A 22,051-nucleotide genomic window follows, 5' to 3' on the forward strand; every position below is an offset into this window, starting at 1 on the left:
ATCGCGGACTCATAGCTCAGCTGGATAGAGTACTCGGCTACGAACCGAGCGGTCGCAGGTTCGAATCCTGCTGAGTCCGCCACTTTCTTGAAGTGGTTCTGCTTGCAAAGCCATTTCAGTCAACCAGCGGTAATCTGGTTTAAAACTGCCAATCGCGGACTCATAGCTCAGCTGGATAGAGTACTCGGCTACGAACCGAGCGGTCGCAGGTTCGAATCCTGCTGAGTCCGCCACTTTCTTGAAGTGGTTCTGCTTGCAAAGCTACTTCAGTCAACCAGTGGTAATCTGGTCTAAAACTACCACCACGGACTCATAGCTCAGCTGGATAGAGTACTCGGCTACGAACCGAGCGGTCGCAGGTTCGAATCCTGCTGAGTCCGCCATACCCCATCAAAAAGCCCGCTCAATAGAGCGGGCTTTTTGTTTGTGCGCCAATGAATTCTTGAGCCTGTCGATCTACGCTCTTCTGTAATGATTGCGGTGTAGTCTTGAGCCGCTGAGCGGCCTCAAAAATCAAATGTGCTTTCTCATCCACAACAACCGTCGCACTGATAGCTTCGAGCGTTGTCCCAGCTTTATCACGCAAACGATTGTTCTGGCCAAAAATTTAAGCGATCTGACAGCTTTAGCAGTGTATGATTGCGCCCGTCAGCCCCGCCGGGGCTTGTGGAAAACCACCATGGACTTACCCAGTAGTTACTCGTTAACACGATTCATACAGAAAGATCTGACCGATTGATTCCCTCGGCGTGCTCCGCTGCTGGGAGTGGAGTTCGCCTATGACCGAAGTAGAAGTTAAAAAAGCGCAAGAAAGCCTGCAGGATCGCCTGGCCCAGGTGGTTGAACTGCTGCAGCGTCAGCGCATGGTCGAAGACCTGACCCATCGCCAGGAAGGCGCGCACAATGACCTGGTGGAAAACCTGGTCCACCGCCAGAACCTCGTCGAGCTGCAGCGCAAGCTCGATGACCTGCACCCCGCCGACATCGCCTACATCCTCGAAGCCTTGCCCCTGGAAGATCGCCTGACGGTCTGGCAGCTGGTGCGCTCGGAGCGCGATGGCGACATCCTGCTGGAAGTTTCCGATTCGGTTCGCCAATCGCTGATCGCCGACATGGACGATCACGAGCTGCTGGCTGCCGCCAAGGAGATGGACGCCGACGAACTGGCCGACCTCGCCCCAGAGCTGCCGCGTGACGTTGTTCACGAGCTGATGGAAACCCTCGATGCCCAGCAACGCGAGCGGGTGCGTTCGGCGCTGAGCTACGACGAGGAGCAGGTCGGTGCGCTGATGGACTTCGAGATGGTCACCATCCGCGAAGACGTCAGCCTGGAAGTGGTGCTGCGCTACCTGCGCCGCCTGAAAGAATTGCCGAACCACACCGACAAATTGTTCGTGGTCGATTACGACGGCATCCTCAAGGGGGTATTGCCGATCAAGCGCCTGCTGGTCAACGACCCGGAGAAGAAGGTGGCGGAGGTCATGGCGACCGACCCTGTCTCCTTCCAGCCCGAGGAAGATGCCTACGATGCAGCGCAGGCTTTCGAGCGTTATGACCTGGTATCCGCCCCGGTGGTGGACAAGAGCGAACGCCTGATCGGCCGTCTGACCATCGACGAAATGGTTGACCTGATCCGTGAGGAAAGCGAGAGCGAAGTCCTCAACATGGCGGGTCTGCGTGAAGAGGAAGATATTTTCGCCTCGGTCTGGCGTTCGTTCCGCAACCGTTGGGCGTGGCTGGCAATCAACCTGATTACCGCGTTCGTTGCTTCGCGAGTGATCGGGTTGTTCGAAGGTTCGATTGAAAAGCTGGTGGCGTTGGCTGCGTTGATGCCGATCGTTGCGGGTATTGGTGGCAACTCTGGTAACCAGACCATCACCATGATCGTCCGCGCCATGGCCCTGGACCAAGTGTCGCCAGGCAATACCAGCCGCTTGATGCGCAAGGAATTGGCGGTGTCGCTGATCAACGGCCTGGTTTGGGGCGGAGTGATTGGTGCGGTGGCTTTCTGGCTGTATGGCAGCTGGTCGCTGGGGGTGGTGATGACTGCAGCGATGACCTTGAACTTGTTGTTGGCAGCGCTGATGGGCGTGCTGATCCCGATGACATTGGCCCGCCTGGGGCGCGACCCTGCGATGGGGGCGAGCGTGATGATCACTGCTGTGACCGACAGCGGTGGTTTCTTCATCTTCCTGGGGCTGGCGACGCTGTTCCTGTTGTAAGCCGATCCTCCCTGTGGGAGCGTCCCGCAGGGAAATGCCTTTGCTGCCAATCAGTCATCCACAAAAAAGCCAGCTTACGCTGGCTTTTTTGTATTCGCTGCAGGCCTCAGGAAGCGTCTGCGGCCATTTCCACATCGTGAGCGATGAGGGCGACCAGGGCGTTCTGCTGGCGGTGGGACAGTTGGCGGAAACGCTGCAGCAACTCGCGCTCATGCAGGGACAGCTCGGGGCTGTCCAGGCGCATGCTCAGTTCATCACCCAGCGCACCTTCCTGGATAAGGCTCTGCTCCAGGCGTGCAATGATCTCGGAGTTCATGCTGCGGTGGTGGTTGCGCGCTACCTCGGCAATGCGCTCACGCATTCCGTCTGGCAGGCGGACGACGAACTTGTCAGCGGTGCGGCTCGAATAAATAGCCTGTTTCATTGGGCGCATATAAATTGACCAGAGTTTGGTTCAGGGGAAGCGGTTCTCAAATTGGCCGCACGGGATGGAAGTACGACCGTGGCGACGACAAAATGTTCAACCGCCAGTGAAAAATGGATGCTCATCTTGCCTCATGGTCGCCGTTTGCTTGGCGTCAATTATGTGACAAATAGTGAGCCGGATAAAGGCTTTATGCCAGTACCAATTATCAGAAATGAGCACTGGTTTGAAAAGTTTTACATGCTCTGGCTAGCCTGGCCGTCAGTCTTTTGCCGTCAATAATCGGTAAAACGCAGAAAAATGCCCAGAAAAGCCCTAGAATGCGCCGGTTCTCTCCATAGAGCATAGTGGCTATGCAACATGACGCAAGCGACCGCCGATCAGGGACGGGCCGGTTGATATTTTTGGTTGGGCCGTCGGGTTCCGGGAAAGACTCCCTGATCGACGCTTCGCGTGAGCAACTGGCCCTCGCCGGGGTAGAAATTGCCCGCCGGGTCATCACCCGTTCGGCCGAAGCCAAAGGCGAAGCTGCCCAAGGGGTCACGCCTGAGCAGTTTGAGACCTTGCGTGCGCAGGGTGCGTTTGCCATACACTGGCGGGCCAATGGCCTTGACTATGGCATACCCCGGCAGGTGGACCAGTGGTTGGCGGCGGGGAGGGCAGTGCTGGTGAATGGCTCGCGGGCTTATCTGCCAGAAGCCCGTCAGCGCTACCCGGATTTGTTGGCCGTGTTGGTCAAGGTCAAGCCTGAGGTGCTGCGCCAGCGCTTGCTGGCCCGGGGCCGGGAAACTGCAGAAGAAGTGGAGCAGCGCCTGGTGCGCAGCGCACGCTTGCAAGCTGCAGCCGACCCGTCGGTGCATGTGCTGGATAATTCTTCCACACTGGAGGCGGCGGTCGCCGCATTCGTTTCGCTGCTTCGCCATCAGGGCGTGCTACCGCGGGGATAGCAGCCGCAGAAAAGGATTACGCGAAAAAGCCCAGTTGAGGCATGACAAACGCCAGCATGCTGGTTAACATGCTGGCCATCCCGCTGTGCAGCGCTCGCTGCCGGTCGTAGCGTCTCAGTAGCTCAATTGGATAGAGCATCCCCCTCCTAAGGGGAAGGTTGCAGGTTCAATTCCTGCCTGGGACGCCATTCTCGTCATTCCCATTATTGTCTCCGTTGCCTTTGTCGCCGTCGTGCTGCTGTTGACAGCACCTGCGCTTGGCCAGCGCTGTCATGCATCACGTTCGTGGCATAACGCCGCGCTTGGGGCCAGCCGCTGACGCATCAGGAAGTACCCCGCCACCACCAGCAGTACCGTCAGCACCGTGAACCAGAATTGGAAACGCGATGCCGGGTCGAACGCCTGGGTGCCGATGACTGCCAGCAAGGCGAACAGCGCAATGATATTGGTGTAGGGGAACAGCCAGGCACGGAAGGCGTTTGGGGCGACCGCTTCGTGGCGGGTTTTCCTGCGCATCGCCACGTGGGCGATGATGATGAAGATCCATACGACCATGACCAGGCTGCCGGTACTCTTGGCCAAGGTCATGAACAGGTCGCCGCCACTGACAAAGTGTACGGTCAGGATCATCGTGCAGATCGACAGGCTCAGCAGCAGTGCATTGATCGGTACGCCCTTGGCACTGGTGCGTGAGAACAGCTTGGGCGCGTGACCGCGCTGGCTCAGCGAGAACAGCATGCGCGAGTTGGAGAACATGAACGAGTTCATCACCGACATGAACGAGACGAACAGCACCAGTTTCATGGCCACTGCAGCACCACCGAACCCGGCCAGGCTGAACAGCGAAACATAGGGCGAGGCCAGGTTGGCCTTGTCGGTCCAGGGCAGGCAAAGGATCAGGATCGACACAGAGCCTACGTAGAACAGCATCACCCGCAGGATCACGCTCTTGATCGCGCGGATCACGTTCTGTCGCGGGTTCTCTGACTCACCCGCGGCCACAGCGGCAATTTCGCTGCCGCCCAGGGAGAAAATCACCACGATAACGCCGGCCATCACCGGTGACAGGCCGTTGGGCATGAAGCCGTCATGGGCGGTGAGGTTGATCAGGCCGGGGGCGGGAATCTCACTGTGCAGGCCGAGCAGGATCGACACGCCCAGCAGCATGAAGATGAGGATGGTGGCGACCTTCATCGCGGCCAGCCAATACTCGACTTCGGCAAACGAACGCACCGAGTAGGCGTTGCTGGCCATGAGTGTCACCAGCATCAGGAAGGCACCTGCCCAGATCGGCAGCCAGGGTAGGAAGTCATGCAGGATGGCGCCCAGCAGTACCGCTTCCAGGGTGATGGTCATCATCGACTTGAACCAGTACAGCCAGCCGACCGTAAACCCTGCCCAGTCCCCGAGGTAGGTGTTGGCGTAGGTCGAGAACGACCCTGCATCCGGGTTGCGGCAGGCCATTTCGCCCAGCATGAACATGACCAGGGTGACCACCAGGCCACCAATGAAATACGACAGTATGGCCGCGGGCCCTGCCGATGCGATCAGTGAGCCCGAGCCCATGAACAGCCCTGCACCGATCACCCCACCCAGCGCGATCATGGTGATATGCCGCTGCTTGAGGCTTTGCTTCAAACCGTGTGATTGCATTTCCTTGTCCTCTCTTATTTTAGGGGGGATCCGACATCGTTCCCCTACGCAGGCATCGTCATGCGCCTGCGTCCACGCGTGGCAAATAGCTACCAGCCTGCCACCCTGGACAATAAGGCCAAGGACCTCAAACGAATTCTCTGCACAACATCCTGCCGATTTTTCCTGAGACCGGTGATGGCGCCGGTAGCGGTGCAGTTGACGAAGCCATGCACCACCTGACCATCGACGCCACCGGACACCGGTCAGGCTGAAGCGCCTTGGACGAACTGCGGCGCTCTCCTTACCGGCCGCTTCCACTGCTTCATATCGGGCTTGCCGCTTGTTGCTCTTCATCCAGGCCGCCGTCCGCTTTGGCGATCTGCTCTTGCGCTTTCTCCTCGATCTTGCGCTTGATGTCTTCTTTCATGCGCTGGGCGATCAACTCGTCGACCTTTGCTTTCATTTCGGGCGGCAGGGCGTCGTACTCTTCTTCGGTCAAGCCTATTTCACGCAGCAGTTTTTCCTTGATCATCTCGCCGGGCGACTTGGACATGAAGTCGTGAAATTCCTGCCGGGCAGTCTTGGGCGGCAGAGGTTCTCCGATGACCGGCTCGGTGGTCGCAGAACTCAGGTTTTGCAGCATCACCTTGAATTTGGCAAAGGCTTCTGCACGAGCATCCTCTGCATTTTGCTGAGCGGTGCTGCCTCCATTCTGCTGTTGGCTCGCCGTGTTGGCGGTGGATATTGGCGTGCGGACAGGCGCAATCTGGGCCACTGCCTGCTCATCGCTGGTGGACCGAGGCTGATGGAGCGTGGGCTGCCAGCTCACGCCGTTAGCGGCGATTATCATGTTTCCTCCTTGGAAATCTCGTTGGCAGGTACCCAGCGCAAAAGCCATGCCAGCGCTGTGCCGGTCGAAATCAGGGCGTTGGCGCTATTTCGGTTGCACACGGGTGGGCATATGCTTGCCCGTGATAGGCATCATCTTGCCGCTCGCGGCAATCAACACCACTGTCGGCAGCCCCTTGATCGGAGCGCAGTTGCTGGGCATCAGGGAGAGCGTCCATGAGTCAAGAAACCCGGCCGGTACCTGCCGGCTTCAGTGAACAGCAATTGCACACCTTGTTCGACTTGATCAGCGATGGCATCTGGGACTGGAATGCCAATACCGGTTACGTTTATCGCAACCCGGGCTGGTACAGCATGCTGGGTTATGCCAGTCACTCCATGGCCAACTCGGTATTTACCTGGGAAAGCGTGATCCATCCCGAAGACTACCCCCGGGTAATGGCCCATTTCGAGGCCTATATCAATCAGCGCAACGAGCGCTACCGCATTGAATACCGTTGCCGTTGTCAGGACGGCAGCTACATCTGGATCGAAGACAGCGGCTACGTCATCGCGCATAACGAGGACGGTTCCGTGGCACGCATGCTGGGTGCGCATCGCAATATCGACGCTGGCAAGCGCTTGGTGACACAACTGGAACAGAAGAACCAGTCGCTGGAATTTCAGGTGGCCGAACGCACCCGTGAGTTGTCCTGGGTGAATCAGCAGTTGCAGCGGCAACTGGACGAAAACCGTGAATTGGCCGAACGCGATGCGTTGACCCGTGTTGCCAACCGTTACCGGCTGGAGAGCGCGTTGCAGCGGGAGTGCCAGCGCGCCCAGCGCTTCCGCCAGCCGTTGTCGCTGATCGCCATGGACATGGATGATTTCAAACCGATCAATGACCGCTACGGTCACGCCCGTGGCGATGCGGCGCTGGTTCGGGTGGCCGAAAGCCTGCGCACCTGCTTGCGCGAACTGGACCTGCTGGCGCGCTGGGGCGGCGACGAGTTCGTCATCGTGCTGCCGCAGACCGCGTTGGGGGAGGCGCTGGATGTGGCGGCGCGCTTGCGCCAGGTGCTGGAGCAGGTGGAGCCGGTGGGTGATTGCCGGCTGACCATGAGTTATGGCGTGGTGCAATGGCTGGAAGGGGAGGACCCGCACGCGCTGCTGGCGCGTGCCGACAAGGCGCTCTACAGGGCCAAGGGTACAGGCAAGAATGCAATTGCCGAGTAGCTAGTGTGGTGTTTCACAAATAACGACCATAACTCGCGGCGCTTTTTGCGCTCATGCGGCGTTGTCGCTCCTCGCCGTTGCTGGGCTACGCCTCGTCGCGACGCCTTGCCTGAGCGCAAAAAACGCTCGCGGTTTATTGGCCGTATTTGCAAAACACCACACTAGCCCCTTAAAGAGCGTGCAGTTTTCTGAAGGCTTGGATGGCCTGAATGAAAAAAGACCCGCAGCGCCTCTCGGCGCAGCGGGCCAAATCGGCCTCGGCCGCTTCAGTGTCAGATATGCAAGGCGTGGCCCAACGCGCGCAGGGCGGCTTCTTGCACCGCTTCACCCAACGTGGGGTGGGCATGAATGGTGCCGGCCACATCTTCCAGGCACGCGCCCATCTCCAGCGATTGGGCAAACGCGGTGGACAGCTCGGAGACCGCCACGCCAACCGCCTGCCAACCCACGATCAGGTGGTTGTCACGGCGCGCCACCACCCGCACGAAACCGCTTTTCGACTCCAGGCTCATGGCCCGGCCATTGGCGGCAAACGGGAACTGCGCGACGATGCAGTCCAGGCCCTGCTGGCTGGCTTGTTCCGGGGTCTTGCCGACCACCACCACTTCCGGGTCGGTAAAGCACACGGCGGCAATCGCTGCCGGCTCGAAGCGTCGGGCCTTGCCGGCGATGATTTCGGCGACCATCTCGCCTTGGGCCATGGCCCGGTGCGCCAGCATCGGTTCGCCAGCGACGTCGCCAATGGCCCAGACGTTGTGCATGCTGGTATGACAGCGCTCGTCGATGGCAATGGCGGTGCCGTTCATCTTCAGGTCCAGGCATTCCAGGTTGAAGCCCTTGGTGCGTGGCCGGCGGCCCACGGCCACCAGTACCTGATCGGCTTCAAGACGCAGTTGCCCACCCTTGCCGTCGCTGGCCAGCAGGCAGCCATTTTCGTAGCCCTCGACGCTGTGGCCCAGGTGCAACGCGATGCCCAGTTTCTTCAGCGACTCGGCCACCGGGGCGGTCAATTCGCTGTCGTAGGTCGGCAGGATGCGTTCGCGCGCTTCCACCACACTCACCTGTGCACCCAGCTTGCGATAGGCAATGCCCAGCTCCAGGCCGATATAGCCACCGCCGACCACCACCAGGTGTTGCGGCAGGGCTTTCGGCGCCAGGGCTTCGGTCGAGGAAATCACCGGGCCACCCAGCGGCAGCATCGGCAGTTCGACACTGGTGGAACCGGTCGCCAGCAACAGATGCTCGCACTGGATACGCTGGCCATCGACCTCGACCTGCTTGCCGTCCAGTACCTTGGCCCAGCCATGCACCACTTTCACCCCGTGCTTTTTCAGCAAGGCGGCAACACCGGTGGTCAGACGGTCGACAATGCCGTCCTTCCAGGTGACGCTCTGGCCGATGTCCAGGCGCGGCGAAGCCACGCTGATGCCCAGCGGCGAGGGTTCGGTAAAGCGCGAGGCTTGGTGAAACTGCTCGGCCACGTGGATCAGCGCCTTGGACGGGATGCAGCCGATGTTCAGGCAGGTGCCGCCCAGTGCCTGGCCTTCCACCAGTACGGTAGGAATGCCCAGTTGCCCGGCGCGGATGGCTGCTACATAGCCGCCAGGGCCGCCGCCGATGATCAACAGGGTAGTCTGGATAATCTGTTGCATGCTCACTCCACGAACAGGCAGGCGGGTTGTTCGAGCAGGCCACGCACGGCCTGGATGAACAGGGCGGCGTCCATGCCATCGACCACGCGGTGGTCGAACGAGCTGGACAGGTTCATCATCTTGCGCACGACGATCTGGCCATCAATCACCACCGGTCGTTCGACCATGCGGTTGACCCCGACGATTGCCACTTCCGGGGTGTTGACCACCGGCGTGCTGACAATGCCACCCAAGGCGCCGAGGCTGGTCAGGGTGATGGTCGAGCCGGACAGCTCCTCGCGGCTGGCCTTGTTGTTACGTGCAGCGTTGGCCAGGCGCGAAATCTCGCCGGCATTGGCCCACAGGCTGCCCGCTTCGGCGTGGCGCAGCACGGGTACCATCAGGCCGTTGTCACCCTGGGTGGCAATGCCCACATGCACCGCGCCATGGCGGGTGATGATCTGCGCTTCGTCGTCGTAGGTCGCGTTGATCTGCGGGAAGTCACGCAGCGCCACGACGAGGGCGCGCACCAGGAATGGCAGCAAGGTCAGTTTGCCGCGGCTGTCGCCGTGCTTGCTGTTGAGTTGCTGGCGCAGGGCTTCCAGGGCGGTGACGTCGATTTCCTCGACATAACTGAAGTGCGCGACCCGGCGTTTGGCGTCCTGCATGCGCTGGGCGATCTTGCGGCGCAGGCCGATCACCGGCACCTGCTCGCTGTCGGTGCGCTTGGCATAACCATCAGGTGCTTGCCCGGCATTGCTTTGCGGCTTGCTCATGAAGGCGTCGAGGTCTTCGTGCAGAATGCGCCCGGCCGGGCCGCTACCATGCACATAACGCAGTTCGATACCGGCGTCCAGGGCGCGTTTGCGCACGGCCGGCGAGGCCAGCGGCTTGTCGCCCGGCTGGCGCGGCACGATGGGCGCAGCTTCGTGGTTGGCGGGCGCCTGGTACACGGCGGGTTTTACGTCTTTCTGCGGTTCCGGCTTGGCTGCAATCGGGGCGGCCGGGGCCTCTACCGGTTTTGGCTGAGGCACGTCCACATGGTTGCCGCTGCCTTCCACTTCGATGCGGATCAGTTCGCTACCGACCGCCATCACTTCCCCGGGCTGGCCACCCAGGGCCAACACCTTGCCGCTGACCGGCGAGGGGATTTCCACGGTGGCCTTGTCGGTCATGACGTCGGCCACCACCTGATCCTCGGCGATGATGTCACCGACCTTGACGAACCATTCCACCAACTCGACCTGCGCGATGCCTTCGCCAATGTCCGGCATCTTGATGACGTGCGTGCCCATTCAGACCTCCATGACCTTTTTCAGTGCCGCACCTACCCGCGAAGGGCCGGGGAAGTAAGCCCATTCCTGTGCGTGAGGGTAGGGGGTGTCCCAGCCGGTGACGCGCTCGATCGGCGCCTCCAGGTGGTGGAAGCAGTGCTCCTGCACCAGCGACACCAGCTCGGCACCGAAGCCGCAGGTGCGGGTGGCCTCGTGCACCACCACGCAACGGCCAGTCTTTTTCACCGACTCGACGATGGTGTCCAGGTCCAGCGGCCACAGGCTGCGCAGGTCGATCACTTCGGCATCGACGCCGCTTTCTTCGGCGGCCACCTGGGCCACGTACACCGTGGTGCCGTAAGTCAGTACGGTCACGTCATTGCCAGGGCGGGTAATGGCGGCCTTGTCCAGCGGTACGGTGTAATAGCCGTCGGGCACGGCGCTGTGCGGGTGCTTCGACCATGGGGTTACAGGGCGGTCGTGGTGGCCATCGAACGGGCCGTTGTACAGACGTTTGGGCTCCAGGAAGATTACCGGGTCGTCGCATTCGATCGAGGCAATCAGCAGGCCTTTGGCGTCATAAGGGTTGGACGGCATCACGGTGCGCAGGCCGCAGACCTGGGTGAACATCGCTTCCGGGCTCTGGCTGTGAGTCTGGCCGCCATAGATGCCGCCGCCGCAAGGCATGCGCAGGGTCAGCGGGGCAATGAACTCGCCGGCCGACCGGTAACGCAGGCGGGCCAGCTCGGAGACGATCTGGTCGGAGGCCGGGTAGAAGTAGTCGGCGAACTGGATCTCCACCACCGGGCGCAGGCCATAGGCGCCCATGCCTACGGCGGTACCGACGATGCCGCTCTCGGAGATGGGCGCGTCGAACACGCGCGATTTGCCGTACTTGTTCTGCAGGCCTTCGGTGCAGCGGAACACGCCGCCGAAGTAACCGACGTCCTGGCCGTACACCACCACATTGTCGTCGCGCTCAAGCATGACATCCATGGCCGAGCGCAGGGCCTGGATCATGGTCATGGTAGTGGTGGCCATGGCGGTTTCCGGGTTGATGCTGTTGTTGTGGTCGTTCATCTCAAACCCCCAGTTCCTGGCGTTGACGGCGCAGGTGTTCGGGCATCTCCTTGTACACATCCTCGAACATCGAGGCGGCGCTCGGGATGTGCCCGTTAGCCAGGGTGCCGTACTGCTCGGCTTCTTTCTGTGCGGCAATCACCGCAGCTTCGAGCTCGGCCGTGACGGCTTGGTGTTCTTCTTCGGACCAGTGGCCGATCTTGATCAGGTGCTGCTTCAGGCGGGCGATCGGGTCACCCAGCGGGAAGTGGCTCCAGTCATCGGCAGGGCGGTACTTGGAGGGGTCGTCCGACGTCGAGTGCGGGCCGGCACGGTAGGTGACCCACTCGATCAGGCTTGGGCCCAGGCCGCGGCGGGCGCGCTCGGCAGCCCAGCGCGAGGCGGCGTACACGGCGACGAAGTCGTTGCCGTCAACCCGCAGCGAAGCAATACCGCAACCCACGCCACGGCCGGCAAAGGTGGTCGACTCGCCACCGGCGATGGCCTGGAAGGTGGAAATGGCCCACTGGTTGTTGACCACGTTGAGGATGACCGGGGCGCGGTATACGTGGGCAAAGGTGAGGGCGGTGTGGAAGTCTGACTCGGCAGTAGCGCCGTCACCGATCCACGCCGAGGCGATCTTGGTATCGCCCTTGATCGCCGATGCCATGGCCCAGCCGACCGCCTGCACGAACTGGGTCGCCAGGTTGCCGCTGATGGTGAAGAAGCCGGCTTCGCGCACCGAGTACATGATCGGCAACTGGCGGCCCTTGAGGGGGTCGCGCTCGTTGGACAGCAGTTGGCAGATCATCTCGACCAGCGATACGTCGCGGGCCATCAGGATGCTTTGCTGGCGGTAGGTCGGGAAGCACATGTCGGTGCGGTTCAGCGCCAGCGCCTGGCCACTGCCGATGGCTTCTTCGCCCAGGCTTTGCATGTAGAAGGACATCTTCTTCTGGCGCTGGGCAACCACCATGCGGCTGTCGAAGATCCGCGTCTTGAGCATGGCGCGCATGCCTTGACGAAGGATCTGTGGGTCGATGTCTTCGGCCCAGGGGCCTTGCGCATCACCTTGCTCGTCGAGCACGCGGACCAGGCTGTAGGACAGGTCGGCAGTGTCGGCAGCATCGACATCGATCGCGGGTTTACGGGCTTGACCTGCATCGTTGAGGCGCAGGTAGGAAAAATCGGTCTGGCAGCCTGGCCGGCCGGTGGGCTCGGGCACATGCAAACGCAGGGGGGCGTACTCGTTCATGCTTTTTACGCTCGCTCGGGTATTTGTTTTTGTGAGCTCTGAAGCGGCCGCCGCTGAGTACCGGCTTGTGACTGGTAAGTCAGCGTCACCTACATCTTAGTGGGCCGGCAGGAGAATTTTTCTCTCAAGTTGATTGCCTTTGCTGAGCGGGGCAGATAAACATTCCGCATAAACACAAAAAACCGGTGATTTTGTCTTATGCGCAAACTCGATCGTACTGATATCGGCATTCTCAACAGCCTGCAAGAGAACGCCCGCATCACCAATGCCGAGCTGGCACGCTCGGTGAACCTGTCGCCCACGCCGTGTTTCAACCGGGTGCGGGCCATGGAAGAACTGGGGGTGATCCGCCAGCAGGTGACCTTGCTGTCGCCTGAGGTGCTGGGGCTGGATGTGAATGTGTTTATCCATGTCAGCCTGGAAAAACAGGTGGAGCAGTCGTTGCATCGGTTTGAAGAAGAGATCGCCGAGCGGCCCGAGGTGATGGAGTGCTACCTGATGACCGGGGACCCGGATTACCTGTTGCGGGTGCTGCTGCCGAGCATCCAGGCGCTGGAGCGGTTTCTCGATTACCTGACGCGCTTGCCGGGGGTGGCCAATATTCGATCGAGTTTTGCCCTGAAGCAGGTGCGCTACAAAACGGCGTTGCCGTTGCCGGCCAATGGCATGACCTTGCGGGAGTAGGGGGGGCTGTGCCGGCCTGTTCTCGGGTGAACCCGCTCCTACACGGGTCGCACCCACCTGTAGGCGCGGGTTCACCCGCGAAGAGGCCGGCACAGGCACCTCTATAGGCTGCTTGATATTTTAAACACCCGCAGCCTATGTTGTTGTCAGCCTACAACAACAAGGACAAGCGTCATGAGCACCGCTCAGCTCCAGGGCATCGATGAAATCGAATGCGTCACCCCCGACCTCAACGGCGTCCCGCGCGGCAAGGTGATGACCGCCGACGGCTTCCTCGAAGGCCGTCGCCTGCAGATGGCCCGGGGTGTGCTGCTGCAGTGCATCATGGGCGGCTACCCAGCAGCGAAATTCTACGGCAGTGATGACGGCGACCTGGCACTGGTGGCCGAACCCAGTCAGGTCCACCGCCTGCCCTGGAGCGATGACGGCCGCGCCTTGGCCATCTGCGATGCCAACGAGCTGGATGGCCGGCCCTCGGCACTGTCCACCCGGGGCCAGCTGAAGGCCGTGATAGCTCGCTATGCGGCACTGGGCCTGGCGCCGGTAGTGGCAACCGAGCTGGAGTTCTTCGTCTTTGCCCCCAACACAGACCCGCAGCAACCCTTCCTGCCGCCTGTAGGCAGCGATGGCCGCCGCGAGCTGGGCCATTCGGCGTTCAGTGTCAGTTCCAACAACGGCCTGCGCCCGTTCTTCAAGGAGGTGTACCACTGCATGGCCGCGCTCGGCCTGCCACGTGACACCTTCATGCACGAAATGGGTGTCAGCCAGTTCGAGATCAACCTCCTGCACGGCGACCCGCTGCTGTTGGCCGACCAGACCTTCCTGTTCAAGCACCTGCTCAAGGAAGTGGCGCTCAAGCATGGGCTGACCGTGGTCTGCATGGCCAAGCCGCTGGCGCGTACGCCCGGCAGTTCCATGCACATTCACCAGAGCCTGGTCGAGGCCGGCAGCGGGCGTAACGTGTTCAGTGACGAGCAGGGCCTGGCGACAGACACCTTCCACCATTTCATCGGCGGGTTGCAGGCGTGCATGGCCGACTTCACCGCCCTGTTCGCGCCCAACGTCAATTCCTACCAGCGCCTGTGCCACCCCTATGCCTCGCCGAACAATGCGTGCTGGTCCGAGGACAATCGCGCCGCTGGCTTGCGCATTCCGGCCAGTGCACCGGTCGCGCGACGGGTGGAAAACCGCCTGCCTGGGGCCGATGCCAACCCGTACCTGGCCATTGCTGCCAGCCTGGCCGCCGGGCTGCATGGCATCGAGCAGCGCTTGCAGCCATCGCCAGCCATCCAGGGCGAATTCGAAGTGCCCGAGCACCTGAGCCTGCCGTGCACGCTGCACGCGGCCCTTGAAAGGCTCAAGCGCAGCACGCTGGCGCGGGAACTGTTCGGCAGCGAGTTCATCGAAGGCTACATTGCCAGCAAGACGCTTGAGCTGAGCGATTTCTTCGACGAGATCACGCCGTGGGAGCGCCGGGTCCTGGCGGCACAGGCCTGAGCGCGACACAACCTGCACCGGGCACGCCCCCGCAATGCCAAATAGCTGTCGGGGGGCCTGCGCCAGGCGGTTTTTGCCTTTATGCTGCTAGCACCCAAAACTGCCACCTGACCAGGGAGCTCCACGGGACGTATGCGAAATGTATGGAAGCCGTTTCAGTCGTTGTATTTCGCCGCGCTGATGATGTTGATCGGCTCGGGCCTGCTCAGCACCTACCTGGCCCTGCGCCTGGCTGCCGACCACGTCGACAGCCTGTGGGTGGGTGCGTTGATGGCGGCCAACTACTTTGGTCTGGCGGTTGGCGGCAAGGTTGGCCACCGGCTGATCGGACGGGTAGGGCACATACGCGCCTATGCCACCTGTGCCGGTATCGTCGGCGCTGCGGTGCTCGGTCATGGCCTGACCAGCTGGCTGCCGGCCTGGGTCGGGCTGCGCGTGATCGTCGGCCTGGGGATGATGTGCCAATACATGGTCATCGAGAGCTGGCTCAATGAGCAGGCCGATGTGAAACACCGGGGCGCGGTGTTCAGCGGCTACATGATTGCCTCGTACCTGGGGCTGGTGCTTGGCCAGTTGATTCTGGTGGTGCACCCGCAGCTCGGCCCTGAGCTGCTGATGCTGGTGGCGATGTGCTTTGCCCTGTGCCTGGTGCCCGTGGCGATGACCCGGCGTATTCACCCGGCGCCCTTGCGCCCGGCACCGATGGAGCCGAAGTTTTTCATCAAGCGCGTGCCGCAGTCGCTCAGTACGGTTTTGGGCTCGGGGCTGATTGTCGGCTCGTTCTACGGTTTGGCGCCTTTATATGCGTCAAGCCAGGGGATGAGTACCGAGCAGATCGGTCTGTTCATGGGTAGCTGCATTTTTGCCGGCCTGCTGGTGCAGTGGCCGCTGGGCTGGTTGTCTGACCGTTATGACCGGGCGGTGCTGATTCGGAGTGTGGCAGTGGGGCTGGCGCTGGCGGCTGCGCCATTGGCAATACTGCCCAGTGTGCCGCTGGAGTTGCTGTTCGGTATCGGCTTCCTGATCTCGTTGCTGCAGTTCTGCCTGTACCCGCTGGCGGTTGCCTTTTCCAATGACCACGTGGAAAGCGAGCGCCGGGTATCGCTGACGGCGATGCTGTTGGTGACCTACGGTGTGGGTGCATGCGTCGGCCCGCTGGCGGCAGGGGTTCTGATGAAAGTGCTGGGCGCGCAGATGCTGTATGCCTTCTTCGTATTCTTTGCCTTGGTGCTGGTGTGGCGTATTCGGCCGAAAGCGGTTACCGGCCTGCATCAGGTGCAGGACGCACCGCTGGGCCACGTGGCGATGCCGGCGGCCGGTTCGCCGTTGTCGGCGGCGCTGGACCCGCGGGTGGATGAGCAGACGGTGCAGGACGTGATGCAGGCGCCGGTGGCGGCTGAAGATACCGAGGATGAAGAGAAGGGCGCGCAGCAACAGGCGCCTGAGTCGGAAGAGGTCAGCAAGTCGGTGTAGGAGCGGGTTTACCCGCGAAAAGGCCAGCCCAGCAGAAACACAAATGAAAACGCCACCTCAGCAGGTGGCGTTTTCTGTTTTACCGACCGACGATCAATAATCGTCCTTGTCGAACCGCCGCGCTTCACGCTGCAGCTGGTACACGAAACTCTCGATCTTGCGCTGCGCCTGGCCGCTCAGGTTGTGGAAGCGTACGCCGGCAAAAGTGGTGTTGATGCGCTCTTCATAGTGCAGATGACGCAGCTCGACCATGGTGTCCACCAGGCCCAGTGGGTTGCCCGCCTTGAAACGCTCATACACCTGGCCCAGTTGCAGGCGGTCTTCGACATTGCCTTCAAAGCGCAGTTTGCAGCCAGTGGCCGAGATATCCAGCAGCTTGCCTCGCATGGCGCCGTTGCCCTTGAGGTGAGCACCGTCGAGGATGATATCGACCAGTTGCGATAGCTTCAGCGCGGCGCGGAAGGCGTTGCGGCGCTGGTGATAGGTCATCTCTTGCGGCAGGGCGCCGCTGTAGCAGCGGTGGCCGTCGACTTCGCTGATTTTCAGCGCGTGATCGCATTCCCAGGCGATGCGTACACCATCGTGGAAGCCTTCGACACGGAAGTGCTCGCCGTTCTCGATGAATTTCTCGCCGTCACGGGGGATCATCTCATCCAGTGCCAGGGTGTTGCTTTCGCGGTCCACGTGCACCACATAGCTCTGGAAGCGCTGGCTGCGGTCATGGAAGGTGATGATCAGGGGGTCGTGGCTTTCCTGCAGCTGCCGCAAGTTGGCCGCAATCTCCAAGGGGGTGCTCAACACCTTGGGTGGTTGCGGGGCATCGGATTCATTGAACACAGCTTATCGTTCTCCAGGCAAAAGCGACACACGCAAGTAACGGCATTTTGCCACTATGTTCTGTGCCTTGATAGAAAAATCACACTTGGCTGAGCGCGCGCGGCTTGGCCAGCGGCGAGGTGCTGCCACGGCTGTCGTAGAGCGAAGGCGAGTCGCCGCCCATGAGGATCCGGATCTGGTTGTTGGTGACGTGTTGCTGCACCTGGATGATCCGGCCATTGGTTTCGTTAAGCTGTTGGCAGGCTTGCATCAACTGGCTGATCACGTCCAGTTGTTGCAGGATCAATTCACCGTTAGGCGATTGGGCCGCCACAGCCTCCACGCCGGCGCGATCTGCGCTCAGGCCAAGGCTGGTGAGCAGGTTGTTGCGCCGCAGGCCTTGCTGCTCCAGCAACACGATCAAAGACTGCTTGCGGGCCAGGATATTTTCCAGTGGCGCCATATCGCGGCCATGCAGGGCTACAGACTCCTTCTGCAGAAGGTCGAGCAGTTCCTGCATCGGGGCAATGTCATCTTCGATCAGTTGCAGCAAGGTGGTGTCGTGCATGGCTAACTCTTGGCTTTTCAGGCGTCCGTGAAGTCAGCGCGCCGTACGGTCAGCGCTGGGCTTCGAAATCAAGCAGTTTGCTGGCGACCCGGCCGGCATCGACCTGGTAGCTGCCGTCGGCGATTGCCTGCTTCAACTGGGCCACACGGGCGCTGTTGACCACGGGCTCGTCGCGCAGCTTGTCGCTGATTTTCTGCAACTGCTGTGCCTCCTGGCTGAGGTGTACCGCCTCTCCGCTGGCGCTGGTGTCTTTCACCGCTTCCTGGCTGGCTGCCGGTTTTTCGGCGCTGCCGGACGCGGTGTTGCCGCGCACGCCGCCCGTGACGGACGGAGAGTTATTCAAACGACTGAAGTCGATGACCATGATCAGAAACCTCTGGGTATTTGGACGCTTGCCTTGTTTTCGGCCAACCCGATATAAACTTTAGGCACAAATGCATTGCCGCCTGTCGGCAAGCCCGCGAACCCGTGTTCTGACACAGTTTAGGAAAAGCGGTTCCTCACTGCCAGCGCAATCTGGTGGCCAGCCTACATACTGACCTCGACCTGGCCCGGGCCGGTCACCCTGGCCTTGACCACGCGTTTTGAATTGAGGTTGCGTACCCGGATCTGCTCGCTCAGGCCGCCCTTGCTCAGGGCTTCGCCCGGCATGCGCACATTCAGGCTGCCACTGCGGGCGATGATCACCACCTGGTCACCCTTGCGCACCACCTCGGCCTGTTCCAGGTGTTGCGGGGTGAGCACCTGGTCGATCACCGTGGGGCGCAGCATCTTCATGCCCACCGCCTGGTCCAGCTCGGTCAGAAAGCCCTGGCCCAGGGTGCCGACATCGCGCTCGCGCAGGGCCACGTCACCTTCGCCGACCGTGTTGTCGCGCTTGAGCGGGCGGGTCACCACCACCACGTCGCGGAAAAGTCGCACGGTGGCCGGCACAAAGACTGTCCACGGTGCTGCGCCGTTGCAACGTATCCGTACCGTCACCCGGCCCAGCGGCTGGGCCGGGCTTTCCAGTGAGGCGTCCAGCTGCTGGCTGCACAACGGCATGCGCAGGCGTGGGTCCAGCGGGTTGACCTGGATTTCATAGCGGCCGGCAGTCTGGGTGGTGGACAGATAATCTTCAACGGTGAATTCAAGAAACCCTTGGGTGACACCGATAAGCTGTTCAGGCAAGGTGAACGCGTTCGCCACCGTGCGAACGCCGGGCATCAGCAGGCACAGCGTGGCCAGCGGGCCAGTCAGCAGGCGTGTCAATCGTCGGGAAAATGTCGTTTTCGTGTGCATGACACTCAAAAAAGCAAAGCCCGTGCCGACTCGCTACCTGAGTTGCAACGAAAGGCTGAAACGTTAAGGAGTCTGGCATGGCGGGTGTTATGGATTCGGTCAACCAGCGCACGCAGCTGGTGGGGCAGAATCGCCTGGAATTGCTGCTGTTCCGCCTCAATGGCGAACAGCTTTACGGCATCAATGTGTTCAAGGTCAGGGAAGTACTGCAATGCCCTGCGCTGACCCTGCTGCCCAAGGCGCACCCTGTGGTGCGTGGCGTTGCCAATATTCGCGGGGCGACCATCCCGATCCTCGACTTGTCGATGGCCACCGGGTTGCGGCCGCTGCAGGAAGACACACGCAACAGCTTCGTGATCATCACCGAGTACAACACCAAGACCCAAGGTTTCCTGGTGCATTCGGTGGAGCGCATCGTCAACATGAACTGGGAAGAGATCCATCCGCCACCCAAGGGTACCGGCCGTGATCACTACCTCACCGCGGTCACCCGGGTTGACAACCGCATGGTCGAGATCATCGACGTGGAGAAGGTGCTGGCCGAAGTGTCGCCGTCGTCCGAGTCGGTATCGGCCGGTGTGATCGATGCCGAAGTGCAGGACAAGGCGGTGTTGATGCGAGTGCTGACCGTTGACGATTCGTCAGTGGCGCGCAAGCAGGTCAGCCGGTGCCTGCAGACCGTTGGGGTCGAGGTGGTGGCGCTCAATGATGGCCGTCAGGCGCTGAACTACCTGCGCCAGCTGGTGGATGAGGGCAAAAAGCCGGAAGAAGAGTTCCTGATGATGATCTCGGACATTGAAATGCCGGAAATGGACGGATATACGCTAACCGCGGAGATTCGCAGCGATCCGCGCATGCAAAAATTGCACATCTGCCTGCATACTTCGCTTTCCGGGGTGTTCAACCAGGCAATGGTCAAGAAGGTCGGCGCCGATGACTTCCTGGCCAAGTTCAAGCCGGACGACCTGGCCCAACGGGTGGTCGACCGGATCAAGGCAGCGCATTGAAGCAGCCGGGGGCATGCCCCCCGGCACCAGTGATTGAAAAGAGGCGGCAGTAGTGTCTACGGGTAATTTGGATTTCGAACAGTTCCGGGTCTTCCTGGAGAAAGCCTGTGGCATCCTGCTGGGCGAGAATAAGCAGTACCTGGTTTCCAGCCGTCTCAACAAGCTGATGGAACAACAGGGCATCAAGAGCCTGGGTGAGCTGGTGCAGCGCATTCAGGCCCAGCCGCGCGGCGGTTTGCGCGAGCAGGTGGTCGATGCCATGACCACCAACGAGACCCTGTGGTTTCGCGACACCTACCCCTTTGAGGTGTTGAAGAACAAGGTGATCCCCGAGTTCATCCGCAACAACCCCGGCCAGCGCCTGCGCATGTGGTCGGCGGCCTGTTCGTCGGGGCAGGAGCCGTATTCCATCTCGATGGCGATCGACGAGTTCGAGCGCAGCAACCTCGGTCAGTTGAAGATGGGGGCGCAGATCGTCGCCACCGACCTCTCCGGCACCATGCTGACCAACTGCAAGACCGGCGAATACGACAGCCTGGCGATTGCCCGTGGGCTGTCCCAGGAGCGCCTGCAGCGCTACTTCGACCCCAAAGGGCCGGGGCGTTGGGCGGTCAAGCCAGCGATTCGCAGCCGTGTCGAGTTCCGCTCGTTCAACCTGCTCGACAGCTATGCCAGTCTGGGCAAGTTCGACATCGTGTTCTGCCGCAATGTGCTGATCTATTTCTCGGCGCAGGTGAAGAAGGACATCCTGCTGCGCATTCACAGTACCCTCAAGCCAGGTGGCTACCTGTTCCTCGGCGCCTCGGAAGCGCTGAACGGCTTGCCGGACCATTACCAGATGGTGCAGTGCAGCCCGGGGATCATCTACCAGGCCAAGTAAGCACGAAGGCCGGTATCGAGAGGTGCCGGTCTTTTTGTTTGCCTATCCACTGTTCCTGCCGAGCTCCCCGTAGGAGCGGGTTTACCCGCGAAGAGGCCGGCCCTGCTGGCCAATCTCCACCCGCCGTTCACCGTTGCTGCCGCTACCGTATTCGCGGGTAAACCCGCTCCTACGACGGATCGGGGGTGGACATCGGGCGGTGGTTGGGCACAGGCCGCGTGTAGGAGCGGGTTTACCCGCGAAGAGGCCCGCACAGGAAAACACTGACGTCAATTTTTTGTTTTGCCGCTTTTGCCGCCCATCAATTGCCGCTTTTGTCACCTCAGGCGGAAGGCCTTTGCCGCTTTTCTGGCATCAACCTGACAGTACTGCGCCGCAATCCCCCCTAAACACGGGCTTTTCAGTGGTTGGCACAGCCCTTGCTATACCTTGCTCAACGAAATTCCGGTCAACCTCTGAAGGTTTCCCCGACATGAGCATCAGTTTCGACAAGGCGCTTGGTATCCACGAAAAGGCCCTGGGCTTCCGCGCCCAGCGCGCCGAGGTGTTGGCCAACAATATCGCCAACGCCGACACGCCCAATTACAAGGCGCGTGACATGGATTTTTCTTCGGTGCTCGCCGCCGAGACCAGCAAGCAGCAAGGCGGCCGCTTCGCCATGGACCGTACCAACAGCCGGCACATCGAAGCCGAAGGCCTCGCCATCGCGGCTGACGATACCCTCAAGTACCGTACACCGTTGCAGCCCTCGATCGACCAGAACACCGTGGACGCGCAGATCGAGCAATCGAACTACACCGAAAACGCGATTGGCTTCCAGGCCAGCTTCACCTTGCTCAACAGTAAATTCAAAGGGCTGGTTTCCGCCCTGCGGGGAGAATGACCATGTCCCTTTCCAGTGTCTTCAACATTGCCGGTAGCGGCATGAGCGCACAGAACACGCGTCTGAACACCGTGGCGTCCAACATCGCCAACGCCGAGACCGTGTCTTCGAGTATCGACCAGACGTACCGCGCCCGTCACCCGGTGTTCGCCACCACTTTCCAGAATGCACAGGCCGGCAGCAGCCAGTCGCTGTTCGAAGACCAGGGCGAGGCAGGGCAGGGCGTGCAGGTAAAAGGCATCGTCGAAGACCAGAGCACCCTTGAAGCACGCTACGAGCCGAACCACCCTGCGGCGAACAAGGACGGCTACGTCTACTACCCGAACGTCAATGTGGTCGAGGAGATGGCGGACATGATCTCCGCCAGTCGCGCGTTTCAGACCAACGCCGAACTGATGAATACGGCCAAGAGCATGATGCAGAAAGTGCTGACCCTGGGGCAGTGATAAGG

Annotated in this window: 23 protein-coding genes and 4 tRNA genes; 15 read left to right on the forward strand and 12 right to left on the reverse strand. The window is 61.0% G+C overall.

Going from position 1 to position 22,051, the window contains the following annotated elements:
* Window positions 1-5: 5 nt before the first annotated feature.
* The 3 genes from I8746_RS21005 (at window position 6) to I8746_RS21015 (ending at window position 383) form a co-directional block, all read left to right on the forward strand.
* Window positions 6-82, forward strand: a tRNA-Arg gene (locus tag I8746_RS21005).
* Between the two features lie 74 nt (window positions 83-156).
* Window positions 157-233: transfer RNA gene (locus I8746_RS21010), tRNA-Arg, on the forward strand.
* A gap of 73 nt (window positions 234-306) precedes the next feature.
* Window positions 307-383 (forward strand) — tRNA-Arg (locus I8746_RS21015).
* Window positions 384-403: 20 nt separating this feature from the next.
* Here I8746_RS21015 and I8746_RS21020 read toward each other — a convergent pair.
* On the reverse strand, window positions 404-586 hold the full coding sequence (locus tag I8746_RS21020; protein WP_127644222.1) for a hypothetical protein: 183 nt from the start codon (window positions 584-586) through the stop codon (window positions 404-406).
* Window positions 587-779: 193 nt separating this feature from the next.
* On the opposite strand from I8746_RS21020, the gene mgtE reads away from it, so the two are divergent.
* Window positions 780-2,222 carry a magnesium transporter gene (gene mgtE / locus I8746_RS21025; protein ID WP_003254500.1) on the forward strand — a complete coding sequence of 481 codons (1,443 nt, stop codon included), beginning with the start codon at window positions 780-782 and terminating at the stop codon, window positions 2,220-2,222.
* A 106-nt stretch (window positions 2,223-2,328) separates the two neighbouring features.
* On the opposite strand, the gene I8746_RS21030 is transcribed toward mgtE, so the two are convergent.
* A complete protein-coding gene (locus I8746_RS21030; protein ID WP_003254499.1) occupies window positions 2,329-2,655 on the reverse strand; it encodes an Arc family DNA-binding protein in 327 nt (108 codons plus the stop codon).
* A gap of 69 nt (window positions 2,656-2,724) precedes the next feature.
* On the opposite strand from I8746_RS21030, the gene I8746_RS21035 reads away from it, so the two are divergent.
* The 3 genes from I8746_RS21035 (at window position 2,725) to I8746_RS21045 (ending at window position 3,781) form a co-directional block, all read left to right on the forward strand.
* Window positions 2,725-2,928, forward strand: a complete 204-nt coding sequence (locus I8746_RS21035; RefSeq protein ID WP_014755754.1) for a hypothetical protein — start codon at window positions 2,725-2,727, stop codon at window positions 2,926-2,928.
* Window positions 2,929-2,999: 71 nt separating this feature from the next.
* Window positions 3,000-3,593 carry a phosphonate metabolism protein/1,5-bisphosphokinase (PRPP-forming) PhnN gene (phnN, locus tag I8746_RS21040; RefSeq protein WP_017148163.1) on the forward strand — a complete coding sequence of 198 codons (594 nt, stop codon included), beginning with the start codon at window positions 3,000-3,002 and terminating at the stop codon, window positions 3,591-3,593.
* Between the two features lie 111 nt (window positions 3,594-3,704).
* Window positions 3,705-3,781, forward strand: a tRNA-Arg gene (locus tag I8746_RS21045).
* Between the two features lie 82 nt (window positions 3,782-3,863).
* On the opposite strand, the gene I8746_RS21050 is transcribed toward I8746_RS21045, so the two are convergent.
* A complete protein-coding gene (locus I8746_RS21050) occupies window positions 3,864-5,246 on the reverse strand; it encodes an amino acid permease (protein ID WP_221101038.1) in 1,383 nt (460 codons plus the stop codon).
* Window positions 5,247-5,550: 304 nt separating this feature from the next.
* On the reverse strand, window positions 5,551-6,078 hold the full coding sequence (locus I8746_RS21055) for a hypothetical protein (protein ID WP_012051585.1): 528 nt from the start codon (window positions 6,076-6,078) through the stop codon (window positions 5,551-5,553).
* A gap of 215 nt (window positions 6,079-6,293) precedes the next feature.
* Between I8746_RS21055 and I8746_RS21060 the strand changes: the two genes are divergently transcribed.
* A complete protein-coding gene (locus tag I8746_RS21060; protein ID WP_014755759.1) occupies window positions 6,294-7,292 on the forward strand; it encodes a diguanylate cyclase domain-containing protein in 999 nt (332 codons plus the stop codon).
* Window positions 7,293-7,564: 272 nt separating this feature from the next.
* Here the strand turns inward: I8746_RS21060 and lpdA are convergent, their stop codons facing one another.
* The 4 genes from lpdA to I8746_RS21080 are packed head-to-tail and all read right to left on the reverse strand — an operon-like array spanning window position 7,565 to window position 12,511.
* Complete coding sequence (gene lpdA / locus I8746_RS21065; RefSeq protein ID WP_014755760.1) at window positions 7,565-8,944, reverse strand: dihydrolipoyl dehydrogenase; 1,380 nt, start codon at window positions 8,942-8,944, stop codon at window positions 7,565-7,567.
* 2 nt (window positions 8,945-8,946) lie between these two features.
* Entirely contained in the window at window positions 8,947-10,218 is a 1,272-nt protein-coding gene (locus I8746_RS21070; RefSeq protein WP_010955112.1) for a dihydrolipoamide acetyltransferase family protein, read from the reverse strand.
* A complete protein-coding gene (locus tag I8746_RS21075) occupies window positions 10,219-11,277 on the reverse strand; it encodes an alpha-ketoacid dehydrogenase subunit beta (protein ID WP_012051588.1) in 1,059 nt (352 codons plus the stop codon). It lies immediately after the preceding gene.
* Window position 11,278: 1 nt separating this feature from the next.
* Window positions 11,279-12,511 carry a 3-methyl-2-oxobutanoate dehydrogenase (2-methylpropanoyl-transferring) subunit alpha gene (locus I8746_RS21080; RefSeq protein WP_003254486.1) on the reverse strand — a complete coding sequence of 411 codons (1,233 nt, stop codon included), beginning with the start codon at window positions 12,509-12,511 and terminating at the stop codon, window positions 11,279-11,281.
* 198 nt (window positions 12,512-12,709) lie between these two features.
* Between I8746_RS21080 and bkdR the strand changes: the two genes are divergently transcribed.
* From bkdR to I8746_RS21095, 3 genes are all read left to right on the forward strand, one after another.
* Window positions 12,710-13,195: a Bkd operon transcriptional regulator BkdR gene (bkdR, locus tag I8746_RS21085; protein WP_003254485.1), complete on the forward strand. Its 486-nt coding sequence runs from the start codon at window positions 12,710-12,712 to the stop codon at window positions 13,193-13,195.
* 255 nt (window positions 13,196-13,450) lie between these two features.
* Window positions 13,451-14,692, forward strand: coding sequence for a glutamine synthetase family protein (locus tag I8746_RS21090; RefSeq protein WP_162182117.1), 1,242 nt, complete (start codon window positions 13,451-13,453; stop codon window positions 14,690-14,692).
* A gap of 132 nt (window positions 14,693-14,824) precedes the next feature.
* Window positions 14,825-16,165, forward strand: a complete 1,341-nt coding sequence (locus I8746_RS21095) for an MFS transporter (protein ID WP_012051590.1) — start codon at window positions 14,825-14,827, stop codon at window positions 16,163-16,165.
* Window positions 16,166-16,258: 93 nt separating this feature from the next.
* Here I8746_RS21095 and I8746_RS21100 read toward each other — a convergent pair whose 3' ends face one another.
* The 4 genes from I8746_RS21100 to flgA form a co-directional block, all read right to left on the reverse strand.
* A complete protein-coding gene (locus tag I8746_RS21100) occupies window positions 16,259-17,002 on the reverse strand; it encodes a flagellar brake protein (protein WP_012051591.1) in 744 nt (247 codons plus the stop codon).
* Window positions 17,003-17,081: 79 nt separating this feature from the next.
* A complete protein-coding gene (locus tag I8746_RS21105; protein ID WP_012051592.1) occupies window positions 17,082-17,549 on the reverse strand; it encodes a flagella synthesis protein FlgN in 468 nt (155 codons plus the stop codon).
* A gap of 49 nt (window positions 17,550-17,598) precedes the next feature.
* Window positions 17,599-17,913, reverse strand: coding sequence for a flagellar biosynthesis anti-sigma factor FlgM (gene flgM, locus I8746_RS21110; RefSeq protein WP_003254479.1), 315 nt, complete (start codon window positions 17,911-17,913; stop codon window positions 17,599-17,601).
* 164 nt (window positions 17,914-18,077) lie between these two features.
* A complete protein-coding gene (gene flgA / locus I8746_RS21115) occupies window positions 18,078-18,830 on the reverse strand; it encodes a flagellar basal body P-ring formation chaperone FlgA (protein ID WP_014755761.1) in 753 nt (250 codons plus the stop codon).
* Window positions 18,831-18,907: 77 nt separating this feature from the next.
* Between flgA and I8746_RS21120 the strand changes: the two genes are divergently transcribed.
* The 4 genes from I8746_RS21120 to flgC all read left to right on the forward strand — a co-directional run bounded on the left by I8746_RS21120 (window position 18,908) and on the right by flgC (window position 22,046).
* Window positions 18,908-19,837: a chemotaxis protein CheV gene (locus I8746_RS21120; protein ID WP_010955104.1), complete on the forward strand. Its 930-nt coding sequence runs from the start codon at window positions 18,908-18,910 to the stop codon at window positions 19,835-19,837.
* A gap of 52 nt (window positions 19,838-19,889) precedes the next feature.
* A complete protein-coding gene (gene cheR, locus I8746_RS21125) occupies window positions 19,890-20,717 on the forward strand; it encodes a protein-glutamate O-methyltransferase CheR (protein WP_004575768.1) in 828 nt (275 codons plus the stop codon).
* Between the two features lie 472 nt (window positions 20,718-21,189).
* Entirely contained in the window at window positions 21,190-21,600 is a 411-nt protein-coding gene (gene flgB, locus I8746_RS21130; RefSeq protein WP_012051595.1) for a flagellar basal body rod protein FlgB, read from the forward strand.
* A gap of 2 nt (window positions 21,601-21,602) precedes the next feature.
* Complete coding sequence (flgC, locus tag I8746_RS21135) at window positions 21,603-22,046, forward strand: flagellar basal body rod protein FlgC (protein WP_012051596.1); 444 nt, start codon at window positions 21,603-21,605, stop codon at window positions 22,044-22,046.
* Window positions 22,047-22,051: the final 5 nt, after the last annotated feature.

This window comes from Pseudomonas sp. USTB-Z, assembly GCF_019691255.1.
In the GTDB taxonomy this organism is placed as follows: Bacteria; Pseudomonadota; Gammaproteobacteria; order Pseudomonadales; family Pseudomonadaceae; genus Aquipseudomonas; species Aquipseudomonas alloputida.

Bases quoted from the DNA above. Each gene is read 5' to 3' on its own strand.
- mgtE (WP_003254500.1), top strand. From the start codon at position 780: ATGACCGAAGTAGAAGTTAAAAAAGCGCAAGAAAGCCTGCAGGATCGC.
- I8746_RS21030 (WP_003254499.1), bottom strand. From the start codon at position 2,655: ATGCGCCCAATGAAACAGGCTATTTATTCGAGCCGCACCGCTGACAAG.
- phnN (WP_017148163.1), top strand. From the start codon at position 3,000: ATGCAACATGACGCAAGCGACCGCCGATCAGGGACGGGCCGGTTGATA.
- I8746_RS21050 (WP_221101038.1), bottom strand. From the start codon at position 5,246: ATGCAATCACACGGTTTGAAGCAAAGCCTCAAGCAGCGGCATATCACC.
- I8746_RS21055 (WP_012051585.1), bottom strand. From the start codon at position 6,078: ATGATAATCGCCGCTAACGGCGTGAGCTGGCAGCCCACGCTCCATCAG.
- I8746_RS21060 (WP_014755759.1), top strand. From the start codon at position 6,294: ATGAGTCAAGAAACCCGGCCGGTACCTGCCGGCTTCAGTGAACAGCAA.
- lpdA (WP_014755760.1), bottom strand. From the start codon at position 8,944: ATGCAACAGATTATCCAGACTACCCTGTTGATCATCGGCGGCGGCCCT.
- I8746_RS21070 (WP_010955112.1), bottom strand. From the start codon at position 10,218: ATGGGCACGCACGTCATCAAGATGCCGGACATTGGCGAAGGCATCGCG.
- I8746_RS21075 (WP_012051588.1), bottom strand. From the start codon at position 11,277: ATGAACGACCACAACAACAGCATCAACCCGGAAACCGCCATGGCCACC.
- I8746_RS21080 (WP_003254486.1), bottom strand. From the start codon at position 12,511: ATGAACGAGTACGCCCCCCTGCGTTTGCATGTGCCCGAGCCCACCGGC.
- bkdR (WP_003254485.1), top strand. From the start codon at position 12,710: ATGCGCAAACTCGATCGTACTGATATCGGCATTCTCAACAGCCTGCAA.
- I8746_RS21090 (WP_162182117.1), top strand. From the start codon at position 13,451: ATGACCGCCGACGGCTTCCTCGAAGGCCGTCGCCTGCAGATGGCCCGG.
- I8746_RS21095 (WP_012051590.1), top strand. From the start codon at position 14,825: ATGCGAAATGTATGGAAGCCGTTTCAGTCGTTGTATTTCGCCGCGCTG.
- I8746_RS21105 (WP_012051592.1), bottom strand. From the start codon at position 17,549: ATGCACGACACCACCTTGCTGCAACTGATCGAAGATGACATTGCCCCG.
- flgM (WP_003254479.1), bottom strand. From the start codon at position 17,913: ATGGTCATCGACTTCAGTCGTTTGAATAACTCTCCGTCCGTCACGGGC.
- flgA (WP_014755761.1), bottom strand. From the start codon at position 18,830: ATGCACACGAAAACGACATTTTCCCGACGATTGACACGCCTGCTGACT.
- I8746_RS21120 (WP_010955104.1), top strand. From the start codon at position 18,908: ATGGCGGGTGTTATGGATTCGGTCAACCAGCGCACGCAGCTGGTGGGG.
- flgB (WP_012051595.1), top strand. From the start codon at position 21,190: ATGAGCATCAGTTTCGACAAGGCGCTTGGTATCCACGAAAAGGCCCTG.
- flgC (WP_012051596.1), top strand. From the start codon at position 21,603: ATGTCCCTTTCCAGTGTCTTCAACATTGCCGGTAGCGGCATGAGCGCA.